The sequence below is a fragment of the Arcicella rosea genome (assembly GCF_040543805.1).
In the GTDB taxonomy this organism is placed as follows: domain Bacteria; phylum Bacteroidota; class Bacteroidia; order Cytophagales; family Spirosomataceae; genus Arcicella; species Arcicella rosea.
This window is the reverse complement of record NZ_JBEUMS010000003.1, coordinates 129,639-143,281: the sequence shown is the minus strand read 5'-3', so window position 1 is coordinate 143,281 and position 13,643 is coordinate 129,639. Positions and strand designations below refer to the sequence as shown.

Sequence of the window (13,643 nt, the reverse complement as noted above, 5' to 3'; positions counted from 1 at the left end):
GGTGTCATCACGAGCGAATTTTTAGTAGTAATTGGATTGTTTGTGGAGATATACACAATGAAACAAATCACTTGTTATCACCAATAAAAAAAGGTCAGGTGCTATGCCTGACCTTCTAGGGTTTTTGGTTAACTATTCTTTCTTTTTACTACTTTTTTTGATGAATCGTTTGGCTAATTCTTCATATATTTCTTGTGCGCCAGGCTGTTTTAATTGTGCCTGCATCTTAACATTTTTATAATAAATCAAAGCTGCAGTATAAGCTTCTGAACCCGACAATACGCAAATGTTTTCTAAGATACTTTCTACCTGTTGGGCGACGGTCAAAAATTGCTTCCCCAATTTAAAGGCATCTAAATCGACTTCTGCCTCTTCTTTACTGACAAAATCAGGTTTGAAATTAGGGTTACTGTCCATGTAACCAATAGCTTTTTCGGTAAAAGGTAAGTTGCCATCAGCCATCTTGATGAGTTCTAGTCTGTCTTCGGCATCCAAGACAATGGCTTTGGGTTGAAGAATAGCAATAATACTGTTGAGATGTTGGTTTAGCTGAGTTTGTTCAGCTTCGGTAAGCGAAAAAGAAATGCGATTTTCCATTTGATTGGTTGTTTAAAAGTAGAAATAAAATATTGAAGCTAAATAATGCTACTGCGGTTTAAAAGAAGACCTTGTAGAATGATTTTCATCTTACAAGGAGTAGAAATATTTAACGTTTTGAAAATATAGAAAATATCTTAAAGTGCTGTTTGTTATTTAGTTAACGGTCTAAAAAATTTGATAAATACAAAAACGGTATTTGAAAAGTAATAAAATGCGGCATTTTGCGGTTTTGGAGCCAAAATACATACTTGAAGTATCTCACGAGATACTTCAAGTATGTCGTGAGATACTAATTACCGCAAAATACCGCAAAAAAGTATCTCATGAGACACTTCAAGTATGTCGAGAGATACTAAATCCCGCAAAATACCGCAAAAAAATATCTCGTGAGATACTTGAAGTATGTCGGGATATGGTTGGAGATTCAAAAGGATAAGAATGATTTAGAGACTTAGTAGTTTGAAAAGAGTTTTTGTAAAATGTTAAAATGACACGAATTACTTTGTACCAAACTTAACATTAAGCACTTCTAAGAACTGAATTCTATCAAGATGAAATTGTCTTTCTGCTTTGCGTAGCATGCACATTCCTTCAAGATAATTGCCATTCTCTGTTCTGGAATGTTTAAAGTTACTGACGCTTCGTGTAGTCACATTTCCATGCCTGTCACAATATTTTATTCTCAAGTAATTTTTATTTTGAATTGCATTAATTATTACTTCTTCTAATTGTGTTACATAATCAGTATTTTCTTCTTTAAAATTTGAATGCTTAATTGAATATGGTTGACATCCTTCTATAGGTAATGATAGATTTTTATTTATGGGGAATGTGTTTAAAGTATTTTTTATATAGTCATATCCAGAAAGTCTATAAAACCCATGAACACAAATAATACGTTCTGGTTGAAGTATAGTTTGAACTCCTTTGTAAGCTATTAATATATGTTTTTTATTTTTAATAAAAGCTTGTATTTCATTTAGTTTCTCTTCATCAACATCTGGAATTAAAGTCAAAGCATCAATCGGAAGTAACTTTTCTGACATTTTTTCAGACGATGGATTAAACCATTTACATTTAATTAATAGGTCAGATACTTCTCGTTTCTTTTTCCCTGTTTTTGTATCGTAAGAAGGTTCTTTTAAATCATTTTTAGCAGTGCCAATAATCTGCATAATAGGGCTTACAAAAGATAGTAGTGGATTTATACTCATTCGTTCATTTTCTCCTTCACTTTTGTATGAACTTTTTAGTTTTTTTAACTCCATTTCTGCTGTGGAGAGAGTGACTTTTGTCCCAATTTGAATATTTTGATAATTGTCGCTATTATCTTTTTCTTTTAAAACAGAATTACTATTTTTTTCTTTAATTCTCTTTAAAAGCTTTGTTGAAAGCCAAGCTTCTTCAAATTGAAAAGATTTGGAAGAATACCAAATACATTTACATTGAGCAGTTTTATGACTTTTTTCTTGTAGTAATAGACCTGTATTTTCATCATACAAGTTTTGAGAGTCTCCAATAATTTCAACAATTACCATTAATGGAGAAATTAGTAGAGGGTCTCCTCCAATAAGAACGTCTTGACTTAATGCGGTAAAAGGGTGGGAGGTTAAGGCTACAATATCACCAATTTTAAATGAGTGTGTAACTGGAGTAGAAGATGTTTCCATAGTAAGTTTATTTTTTTGACAAACATACTGAAAATCTGTATCTTTGGCTAAACCTTGTTAAGGATAATTATGAAAGATTTTAGACATCTGGTATGGACTATAAAGTTTCTATTTTAAATAGAAATTTACTGTATATGTAGATTATGCAGGTGAATGATTACATTCAATGCTCATAACTTTCTGCAATAGATTTATGATTTCATTGATGTCTTCTGTAATAAATATGAACATAAAGTATATTTTCATAACTGTAAATATTAATTGACTCAAATTTATACAATTCAAATTAAGTGTGACTCAAGAACTTGGGTACTGGTCTTACTCTTCGGAGGTATATGTCTAATTTTATATCTATTACACCACTCATGTATTCTTATCAAGGTTTATTTATTCTATGAAGATTAAAGAATTTCCTACTTGGCTAAAAAATAGAGGATACCTACATATCACTCAACAAATAAACGTTTACGACAATCCCCAAAGGCTATTATCAAAGATATATAATAGCAATTATGTTGCTAAATATGCTTTCTTCCCATTAATTCATGCTTCAATAGACGAACGTAGGTATAAGCGTAATCCATTCAATAAACATTGTCATTCATACAAAGATGAGAATGGGCTTACTCAAAGGCACATTAAGAAAAGACCTCTTCATTATGCAACTCACATGGATGCCTTAATATTTGGCTATTATGCTGAGTTACTACAAACAGAATACGAAAAAGAATTACTACGTAATGAAGAATTTTCAAAATGTATTTTGGCGTATCGTAAAATAAAAATTTCTGAAGAAAAAGATAGTAAATGCAAAAGCACTATTCATTTTGCAGATGAAGTATTTTCTGAAATTCAAAGAAGAAGTCAAAACGAAGATTGTATTGTTCTAACATTTGATATTAAAAGCTTTTTTTCAAGTCTAAACCATCATTTATTAAAACAAGCTTGGGCAAAACTCATTCAAAAAGATAAGTTGCCAGATGACCACTATAATGTTTTTAAAGCGGCGACAAGATTTTCTTATATTCTTTTGGATGACCTTCGGCTTACTCAAAAAAATAGGGGTAGAAAAGCAGGATTTGATGAAAAGAAATTAGCCAAGATAAGAAATGAAAAGGGATTTAATGCTTTTTTTGAATCACCGGAAGACTTTAGAAATCAACTTAAAGACAGAAAAATTAAACTTCATCGTTTCCCATTTAGAGATAAAAAAGATAATAAGCCAATGGGTATTCCCCAAGGGCTACCTATTAGTGCTGGTTTAGCAAATCTTTATTTATTAGAATTTGATAAACTTGTTTTTGAACGGGTAACAGATTTAGGTGGGTTTTATAGACGCTATTCAGATGATATGATTGTTATTTGCAATCAAGAAAACGCAGACAAATTAAAAGTTTTTGTTGAGTCTGAAATTGAAAATAGTTTAGTAGAAATTAGTAGAAATAAAACAGAAACTTTTTTATTCAAAAGTATCCAATTAGGCAAGAAAGAAAAAAGATTAACATCAATAAAAATTACAGAAGATAGATGTATTATTGAAGCTCCTTTTACTTATTTAGGATTTGAGTTTTATGGAAGTAAAACTTTAATAAAGTCTGCGAACTTGGCTAAGTTTTATAGAAGAATGATTTCGACAGTTAAGAGAAAAAGCAAATTAGCCATTAAGATTGCTGAAAGAGAAGGTAAAGAAAAGCCTGTTTTATATAAAAGAAGATTGTATAAACTCTATATGAATTCAAATCTTAATAAAGTTAAAGTTCATTTACGTCGAAAGATTTTTACGCAAAATAACTTAGGAGAATACAGAATTGAATCAAGCAAAAGTGAGAAGAGTTTTAGAAGTAATTATCTGTCTTATATTAAAAGAGCAAGTAAAATAATGGACGAAGATGCTATTTCAAAACAGATTGGAAAGAAGCATAAAGGAATATTTAATCAAGCGTTGAAGAGACATTTAAGAAAAATTTAATACACTTACCTATTAAAAACCTTCTCTCGATGCCAAGCAAAATTCTCTAATGAGGGTATAAAATCTGGTAATACTTATTCTAAACTTTGGCAACAAGTGGCTACCCAATTTGAAGGTTTTGCAATAAGCCAGCCATTGGCTGGCTTATTGAGTACTTGTACCCATTCAATAGAAATTTCTTATTCCCTCATTTCATCGCACTTATGCGAATTAAAGGGAAATGGGAAGTACGCTTATACCGTCGCTCGTGTCATCACGAGCGATTTTTTTTGTAATAGGATTGCGTGTGAAGACACACGCAACGGCACTAGATTCATTAAGAGTGATGGAGCAATAATCTACAAAAAAAACCTCCGCAAAAACAAGCCTGCGGAGGTTTAGCATTCTTTTCAATCAAAAAAATTATTTTATTACTTTCATTATTCCATTCATGATACTCCAGTGACCCGGGAAGGTACAGACAAATGGATAATCTCCTATTTGTTCTGGTACGGTGAAGCTTAATCTATAAGATTCTTCTGGGTTTACTAAAGGTGTTGAAGCGATGATTTGAGGAATGTTTGGTACATAATTTTTATCCAAAGCATCCTTTTGCGTAATCATTTTGTTAGCGGCTTTTCCGATAATTTCTAAAGATTTCGGTTTGCCGATTACCAAATTATGTTGCATCGCATCAGGGTTTTCAAAAACTAATTCTACTTTAGTTCCTGCTTTTACCGTGAATTCCTTTTTATCATACTTCATTTCTTCTTTCACAGATTTTATCACAATAATTACTTTGTTTGGATCTGTTGCTTCTTCGGCTTTGACTTCCCAAGCTTGGAACAAACGAGTTAATTTCGCTTTGTTATCTGCTGAAAGTGTTTTGTTTAAGCCTGCTAAGAATACTTTGTCGCTGTCTTTTACCTGTACTTTCTTTCTATAATTCCAACCATCTGTGATGCCTTTAATCAGGGAAGAAGCGCTAGTTTCATCCAACTTCTGGCTTAATTTCAATAAAGCAATTACTGAATCAGCCGAGCTAACATTGGCATAACCTTTAACGGCTTTCTCCATCGCATAATTCGACATACTTTTAGGAACATTGAAAGTCACTTTTTGGCTATAAGCATTGTTTTTCTCGTTCTCTTCTGCAATGGTATTGGCTTTGTCTATTTCAACAGAAACGGTATAAGTACCCGGCATATCAGATGTTAAACCAAGATTTCCTGTCCATGCGCCATTATTGTAAGTACTAATTTTAACGCTTTCATTGGCTGGAATACCGTCATTAAAAGTATGGCTTACCAAATCATATTTTCTACCTACACCTTCAATTCTAACATTAAGATTGATTACTTCTCCTTTTGCAATCGCTACTCCGCCTTGGTTTTTTACCTCAATATTGAAAAGTACAGGTTCAAGAACAGCAGGATTTGCTGGTGTGAAGTTGATTTTGCTAATCACTAAATCAGGCTTGTTGCTTGCCGAAACAGCGGTAGCTTTCTCTTCTTTCATCATGGCCGCATGGTCGTGATGAGCAGGCATTTCTTCTGTTTTAGCTTTTACTGGCGAAGCATTTTTAGTAAGGTTTTGTAAATGCTTTTTCAATAAAGCTTGTTTGTGGCTTGTCAATACAGAAGCGAAACCATCTGGCAACCAACGGTCGTTAATTTCTGTTGATTGTTCCATACGAGTCAACAAAGCTTTTTCAGATTCAGCCGTTAAAGGCATTTCAGATAAAGCCAAAAGTGTATTTAACACCACCAAAGGCTCTTTATCATTCAATGAATTTTGTTCCAATAAAACTTTTACTGAAGCTTCGTTACGAGGCAACAATTGAACTGCCGTTTTACGAACACCCGAACATGGATGCGATAAAGAAGCGATTAAAGCTTTTTGTACTTCGGCATCGTTCAATACGCCCAAACCTTCTAAAGTACGAAGTGCATGAATCACACTTGGATTGATACCTGCTTCGTCTAAAGACTGGTCTTTCGTGATTTCAATCAATGCTGGCACTACGTCTTTTTGTCCACGTTCTACTAACAAACGTTGTGCGTTCATTCTCCAGAACATATTTGAATTTTTAAGAGCCGACAATAATTCTTGTGGACGGTCTTTTGATAAATTCAAAGGAGTATAGTTTGGTGCATCTTTCGCACTTACACGGTAAATTCTACCATGTGTAAAGTTTCTTAAATCGGTTTCATAAGCATTTCCTTGACCCATCTCAAAACCATTTGGTTTTGGATTGTGCTGAATAATGAAAGAGTACCAATCGGCAATCCACACCGCACCGTCTGGACCAACTTCTGCAAAAACTGGAGAAACCCATTCATCTGCACCTGCCAAAAGGTTGAAACCTTCTACGTCGCTATAATCTGTTCCGTTTTTGGTCATTACGTTTTGGTGAACTACGTGTCCTGTTGGTTCACAAACAAAAGCGATTTGATTCCAATATTTTTTAGGGAATGCTCTTGCAGTATAAAAATTATGACCAGCCGCCGCAGTATATCCACCGAAAACATCCACCTGACGAATTCTTGGCGTGATGGTTTTCATGTCTTTGTGCGTATCTGTACTTCGGCTACCGTTTGTGGCAGTTGGCGAAAGAATATTTCTATGTGGAATCGCCATGTACCAGCCATGTGAATTGTTGGCAGTTGAACCAAAAACATCGCCCGTTTCGTTGAAAGCAAAGCCCCAAGTATTGTTTGAAGTACTGGTGATATGTTCAAAATCTGAACCATCAGCTTTGAATCTAAAGAAACCTTGACCGAATTTTACTGAATCTTTTTCAGCAAATTTCCCTTGAAAACCTGCATAACCTAAAGAACCCCAAATCCAGTTATCAAAACCATAATGTAAGTTTGATGGCCCAGCGTGCGTATCAGAAGTACCAAAACCAGAGAACAAGATTTTCTTTACATCTGCTTTATCGTCGCCATCGGTATCTTTCAAGAATAACATGTGTGGAGCTTGGGCTACAATTACTCCGCCATTGGCAAAAACCAAACCTGTAGGAATACTCAAGCCATCGGCAAAGCGAGTGAATTTATCTGCTTTTCCATCTTTGTCGGTATCTTCACAAATCAAGATATAATCGCTACCGCCAGTTTCTTTGCGTTCGTTTGGATAATCTTTCGTGATTAAAACATACAAACGACCACGCTCATCCCACGACATCGCAATTGGGTGCATTACGTTTGGTTCATGCGCAAATACTTCTAAATTAAATTCAACGGGTACTTGTATATGTTTCAGTGTTTCTTCTGGAGAAAGCGCTGCTTGTAATAATTGTGGACCAGGGCGTTTTTCATAATTGGGCAATTTTGCTTCGCTGTAAGAAAAAGGTTCTGGGGTTAAAGCTGCATGTGCTAAACGAGCTTGCTCGTCAACTGACCAAATGATTCCATTTTCTAATAATTTCAAGAAATCAGGATTTGTCCAAGTACGCTCATCATGTCCGTAAGCGGTATAAAATACTCTTCCCTGACCATACTGGCGAGTCCAAGTATAAGGTTCAGTTTTAGCATCTGGACGATCTTTTGTTTGGTCAGCTTTAATGTCACGAGTCATCAAAACATTATTATCTGCTTGTAAATGACTGTGTAAATACGTTTCATCGAAGGCTTTAATGCCAGAAATATCTTTTAATATTGGGTTTTGAGGTTGAACAATATTCGCTTGAATAGTATCCATTGTGTGTCTCCAGAACTGTCCGCCTACCATTTTAACGTATTCTTCAGAATTTCTAAAACAATAAGAAGCACAGTGAATAGGTAAAATTCCTTTGCCAGAAGCCACATAAGCCAAAAGGTCTTTTTCAGCTTCAGGAGTAATTTTATCCCAATTGGCATAAATCATTAAGGCATCATACTTATTCAAATTAGTAGTATTGATGTCTTCTAATTTATCAGTATAAGTAATATTGATACCTTTATTTCCGAGTGCAGACATCAATGTTGGCACACGTTCTACAGGTTTATGATGACCATTGTCACCAAGAAACAGTACTTCCAAACGACGAGCTTTCACCGCTGTTTGAATAGCTGCTTTGTTGTTTTTTTTCGCTTTTTTCTGAGAAAAACCTACGAGGCAAGTCAGCAATAAGCAAAGACTAAGCAATGATTTTTTCATTTCTTTTGATAGTATAAATTCATGGATAATTTAAAATTGGGTATTGAATATTTTTCTACACTCAACCTCAGCCCCAACCCCCTCTCCCGCAGAGAGGGGGCTTTTTTTAGTCCCCAAAGCTCCCCTCTCAACAGGAGAGGGGTTGGGGGTGAGGTCTTGCGCAGAATAATGTTTGGTCACAAAATTTTTTAGGACAGCCTCATTATTATGCAAATCAAAAATCAGGGATATAAATAATTTCGCCTCCTTTTAAAGCAGATTCATGTGATAAAATACCTACTGATGTCCAGTTGGCAGATTGTTCAGCATTTGGGAATGGGTCACGGTCTTCAACAATTGCCGAAACAAATTCATGCACAAGATGCGGATGCGAACCTCCATGACCAGAACCTTGCAAGAAAGAAAGGTGTTGGTTTTCGTCGGTATCATATACTCCACCAGTCGTAAATACTTGAATTTCTTCTGGTAAATAATGTGCGTAATCTGGCACAGTTACTTTCTCAGGAATTTCTGGTTCAGGTTTTTTAGCGGTATGAACAACATGCTCTTCGTGTTCAATCAACGACCATTCAAAAGATTTTTTTGAACCATATACTTCAAAGCTCTCACGATATTGACGAGCTACATCAAATAATGAACGATATACCAAAGCACTTAAATCTGAATCTTTGAATTTGATATGAGCAGATTCAATAGCAAAAGGAGAGTTATAATGTTGGTGTAATTCTTCACGAATTGTTCCTGAACCAAAGCATGAAACGTACTCTGCTTGTAATTTCAACAAACCAGCTACAGGACCCACACAGTGCGTAGCATAGTGCATTGGCGGTAAACCTGGCCAATAACCCGGCCATCCGTCCATGTCTTGTTGGTGCGAAGCTTTCAAGAATTGTACTTTTCCTAATTCTCCTTTTTCGTATAATTCTTTTACATACAAAAATTCACGACTGTAAACTACGGTTTCCATCATCATGTATTTTTTGCCTGTTCTTCTTGTCGCTTCAACGATTGCTTTACATTCTTCTACAGAAGTTGCCATCGGAACGGTACAAGCTACGTGTTTGCCTGCATTCAAGGCTTTTAAGCTTTGTTCTGCATGATTATGAATCGGAGAATTGATGTGTACAACATCTACAGCTGGGTCTGCCAATAAATCTTCAAAGCTGGTATAACGCTTTTCGATTCCGAAAGCATCGCCAATGGCATTGAGTTTCTCTTCAGTACGCTGACAAATAGCGTACATATTCGTGTTCGGGTGACGTTGATAAATGGGAATAAATTCAGCTCCAAATCCTAAGCCGACAATGGCAATGTTTAGTTTCATTTTGTTTAATTTATTAAGAAGCTATCAGCTGTGAGCCTTGAGCTTTGAGTTTTGTACTTTGTTAGTTTATGAAAAAGCGATAATTAACTATATATAAGTATGTTAGCTCACAGCTCAAGGCTTAAAGCTCATAGCTCTAATAAACTCCAAGCTTTCTTTCATCAATGTTTCTTCGTTGTCAAACATTTTTCTCCAAATATTGGCTACTGCTAATTTTGAACTAAATGCTTCTACTGATAAATAAGCATCGTATTTAATTTCTTCTAAAGCCGTAAAAACATCTGTCCAGTTTACATTTCCTTTGCCAACGGTACTTCTATCATTTTCAGATACTTGTACATGCACCAAATGTTTACTTAATTTTTTGATGGCATCGCCCAAACTTTTCTCTTCAATATTAGCGTGGAAAGTATCAAACATGATTTTACAATGTGGATGATTGATGTCTTCAACCAATTGAAATAATTCATCTGCACAAGAAACCAAGTAACTTTCAAAACGATTGAGGTATTCTAAGCCTAAAACAATTCCTTTTTCTTGGGCATAATCTGCTAATTCTCTCAAGTTTTCTACCGCCCAATTCCATTCTTCTTGAGTAGCAGGTTTTCCTGTAAAATGACTTAATGCTGAATGATATGGGCCTGTCAATAAATCTGCTCCTAAAACCACGGCACAGTCGATAGCTCTTTTGTTTCTTTCTAAAGTAGTGGCTCTCATTGCTGGGTCTGGACTGATTTGATTGAAATCTGGTCCACAAATCGTTACCGCAATTCTATCTAAACCTAATTCATCCAATTTTGTACGCCAAGATTTCCAATGCGCAGGGTCAACATCAAAAATGGGTACTTCAACGCCCGTAAAACCAATCGCTTTAATCTGCTCTAACACTGGGAAAAGGTCTTCGTTAATCTCAGTCCCCCATAAGAGCAAATTCATTCCGTATTTTTTCATTTTATCTTTATCGTAAGGTTTTTTTGATTGATTTTGTGTATAAATTATTAATTGTGTTCAATTGTTAATTTTCAGAGTTCGTCAAACCAAATTTGGTTTTGGGTTTAATTTTAATCAAACAGATAAGGATTTTTGACAATACAAAATAATCTAAAAAAAGTCATAAAAATTTCCGCTGTTTTGATTAGTTTTGACTGTATTTTGATATTTTTTAGATTAGTATCAGTAATTAAAGTAAAAAAATAGGTTTTGAAAAGTCCATTAAATAAAAGTATAGAATCGCCAAATCATTCTTTCACCATGAAAGAGTTGAAAGAACCATACTTCGACCCCAACTGGCATTTTCACCCGCATTATCAATTATTTGTGGTGTTGGAAGGAACAGGCACCCGCTTTATTGGAGATAATATCAAACATTTTGAAGCAGGAGATATGGTTTTTGTTGGACCAGATTTGCCACATCTTTGGCGGAGTGATGAGATTTACTTTCAGGGTAATCCTGAATTAAAAACGCATGGAATTGTGGTGTATTTTACAGAAGATTTTTTGGGAAAAGATTTCTTTGAGAAATATGAAATGACGAAGCTCAAACATTTCTTTTTAAATGCCAGTCGTGGATTAGAAATCAGTGGAGAATTACATGACAAGATTCTTACTTTTATGAAAGAGTTATTGCCATTACAGGGATTTGAAGGGATTTTGAAATTATTAGAAATGCTGAATTTATTAGCCAACTCCAACGAATATGATTTTATCAGTAGCGTTGGTTATACCAATCCTTTCAAAACTTCTGAAACCGAACGAATGCACAAAGTTCACGAGTACGTGCTGAACAATTATCGTACTTCAATCAACTTAACAGAAGTAGCTTCGTTGGCAGGTATGGCTACGGCGGCTTTTTGCCGTTACTTTAAGGCAAGAACGAATAAAACCTTCTCGGATTTTGTCAGTGAATTGCGGGTTGGTTATGCCTGCAAATTGTTGATGGAAGATAAATTAAGTGTGACGCAAGTTTGCTATGAAAGTGGTTTTAATACTTTATCGAATTTCAATAAACAATTTAAGGATTTGAAAGGACAAACGCCTTCGCAATTTAGGCTTGCTTTTGGCGATACAACTTTTAAAAAATCTCCTCAATCTTAGCCTCTTTTCCTCTGAAATTAAAAGTATCGCCTTTGCCTTTTCCCATCAACAATGCTCCGATGGGCGATTGTGGCGAAATAATCATGATATTTTCTCCATCGATTTTACAAATACCCACACTCACAGCCAAGAAGTAATTTCCAGTAGAAGTTTTCAGAAAAGCACCAACGGCTCCTTTTTTGAAAGTAAGATTCATATCAATTCTTTCAACAATGGCTTTTTCTCTTTTGGCTTGTTCGTGCATTAAACCGTGCATGTCTCGGTCGAGTTGCCCCATTGCTCTGGAAGTTTCGTACTTATCACCCGCAGACGATTTTGATTCTTCATTGGCAGAAGCCTGAGCCGCCTGCATGGCATCGTAGGAAGTTTGTATTCTTTGGTCTAAAAAATTATTAATATAATCGACAATCTTTTGTTTCATGTTTTTTTAGCTTTGAGCCGTGAGCTATTAGCTTTGAGCTTTTTGTCTAACTTTTTATACTTTGAGTTGTGAGCTTAATTTCTAAAAAGCTCACTGCTCATAGCTCATAGCTCACAGCTCAAAGCTATCAAAGCGTTTCTCTCCGAATCATATAAAAAGGATTCTTTACTTTAATTTTCTTTTTATCTAACAACAAAGCCGCCGCCGTTCTGCCCATTGTTTCAAAGTCAGTTGTGATAACGGTAATGCCTAAGAGTTCTTTTAAAGTTGTTTCGTTGAAAGAAACCACGCCGATTTCATCACCCAAAGTATAACTTGATTGACGAACCTTTTTAACTAATTCAGCCAAATCGTGTTCTTCAACAACTACATAAGCAGTATGTGGAGTGAGTAATTCTTCATCAACGTTCTCTCTGATGATAAATTCTTTGTGGGCATTTACACAAAAGTAACGAACACCTCTTACAATATCAGCAGGATAATTGCCATCACTCGGAAAAACCAACACAACTCGTTGATACTTAGCAAATAAATCATTAGCACTTTCTAAAGCTTCTGCAACATCACGCTCAAAATCTTGATAGACCGACAAACATTCGTTTTTATATTCGGGTAAATCTTTATCAAGTAAAACCAATTCATCCGAAGGGATTTTTTCCAAAGCCTTCATGGCAATAGCTTTTTCTGAATCAGGGAAAAAATGCGGCATTACTACATAATAGTTATACTTACCAAGATTTTTATCAATGATTTCATCGAAAAGACGAGCATTATAATGATGAATCTGTAAATCAACCGAAGCTTTATCGCCCAATACTTTCAAAAAAGCATAGTAAATCAACTTTTTATAAGAGCTTAGTTTATTGAAGATTAACAAAATCCTCATTTTTCTACTTTCTCCGCTGTTTACATAATATCCTTTTCCTTGTACAGAAGTAATGAAGCCTCTTTCTTTTAATTCACGATAAGCTTTTTCCACGGTGTCACGGGCTAAATAATACTCTTCGCTGAGTTCACTGATAGATGGAAGCTGTTCGTTTTTCTTCAAGACATTGCGTTCAATATCCGAAATAACCGACTGGATTATCTGCTTGTACTTTGGTGTTTTATCGTTTGGATTGAGTTTGAGCTGGTACATGATTCTTTGGAAACTCAGCTTCACACATTTTCTCTAGTAAGAAGCGTTAAGGCTGAGAATTAATTTTGCTATACATTCTTTTAATTTAAATCTTTTGAGCAGGGAAGTGCATGATAGTTCCCTTTTGTTTTTGGTTTATCCTTGTAAAATTTTATACGATTCCAAGAAACAAATTTACAAACTATTCTTTCAAAGAACTAGATTTATAATAATTACTCTAAAAATGTTATTCAATTTTTAAGATGATGTTTGGGGGCAATTCTTAGGTTTCGCTTAGATACAAAATATTCATTCTAACAAAAAAG

At 34.9% G+C, this 13,643-nt stretch carries 10 protein-coding genes; 3 read left to right on the top strand and 7 right to left on the bottom strand.

The features are described from left to right. Nucleotides 1-132: 132 nt before the first annotated feature. Together ABID42_RS05285 and ABID42_RS05280 are read right to left on the bottom strand one after the other, a co-directional pair. On the bottom strand, nt 133-597 hold the full coding sequence (locus tag ABID42_RS05285; RefSeq protein WP_367282760.1) for a hypothetical protein: 465 nt from the start codon (nt 595-597) through the stop codon (nt 133-135). A gap of 500 nt (nt 598-1,097) precedes the next feature. Next, complete coding sequence (locus tag ABID42_RS05280) at nt 1,098-2,270, bottom strand: WYL domain-containing protein (RefSeq protein WP_367282759.1); 1,173 nt, start codon at nt 2,268-2,270, stop codon at nt 1,098-1,100. Between the two features lie 394 nt (nt 2,271-2,664). Here ABID42_RS05280 and ABID42_RS05275 point away from each other — a divergent pair, with 394 nt between their 5' ends. After that, nucleotides 2,665-4,239 carry a reverse transcriptase domain-containing protein gene (locus tag ABID42_RS05275; RefSeq protein ID WP_367282758.1) on the top strand — a complete coding sequence of 525 codons (1,575 nt, stop codon included), beginning with the start codon at nt 2,665-2,667 and terminating at the stop codon, nt 4,237-4,239. Between the two features lie 96 nt (nt 4,240-4,335). Then, on the top strand, nt 4,336-4,620 hold the full coding sequence (locus ABID42_RS05270) for a hypothetical protein (protein WP_367282757.1): 285 nt from the start codon (nt 4,336-4,338) through the stop codon (nt 4,618-4,620). Between the two features lie 21 nt (nt 4,621-4,641). On the opposite strand, the gene ABID42_RS05265 is transcribed toward ABID42_RS05270, so the two are convergent. From ABID42_RS05265 to ABID42_RS05255, 3 genes are all read right to left on the bottom strand, one after another. Beyond that, complete coding sequence (locus ABID42_RS05265) at nt 4,642-8,361, bottom strand: PVC-type heme-binding CxxCH protein (RefSeq protein WP_367282756.1); 3,720 nt, start codon at nt 8,359-8,361, stop codon at nt 4,642-4,644. Between the two features lie 214 nt (nt 8,362-8,575). Beyond that, nucleotides 8,576-9,685 carry a Gfo/Idh/MocA family protein gene (locus tag ABID42_RS05260; RefSeq protein WP_184137432.1) on the bottom strand — a complete coding sequence of 370 codons (1,110 nt, stop codon included), beginning with the start codon at nt 9,683-9,685 and terminating at the stop codon, nt 8,576-8,578. A gap of 114 nt (nt 9,686-9,799) precedes the next feature. Continuing rightward, entirely contained in the window at nt 9,800-10,621 is an 822-nt protein-coding gene (locus tag ABID42_RS05255; RefSeq protein WP_367282755.1) for a sugar phosphate isomerase/epimerase family protein, read from the bottom strand. Between the two features lie 264 nt (nt 10,622-10,885). On the opposite strand from ABID42_RS05255, the gene ABID42_RS05250 reads away from it, so the two are divergent. Then, a complete protein-coding gene (locus tag ABID42_RS05250; protein ID WP_367282754.1) occupies nt 10,886-11,779 on the top strand; it encodes an AraC family transcriptional regulator in 894 nt (297 codons plus the stop codon). Here ABID42_RS05250 and ABID42_RS05245 read toward each other — a convergent pair. Continuing rightward, nucleotides 11,757-12,200, bottom strand: a complete 444-nt coding sequence (locus tag ABID42_RS05245; RefSeq protein ID WP_323326918.1) for a transcription elongation factor — start codon at nt 12,198-12,200, stop codon at nt 11,757-11,759. The two genes, ABID42_RS05250 and ABID42_RS05245, sit on opposite strands and share 23 nt — an antisense overlap. Nucleotides 12,201-12,327: 127 nt before the next feature. After that, nucleotides 12,328-13,338 (bottom strand): GntR family transcriptional regulator, encoded by a 1,011-nt coding sequence (locus ABID42_RS05240; RefSeq protein WP_367282753.1) that lies wholly within the window; start codon nt 13,336-13,338, stop codon nt 12,328-12,330. Between the last annotated feature and the right edge of the window lie 305 nt (nt 13,339-13,643).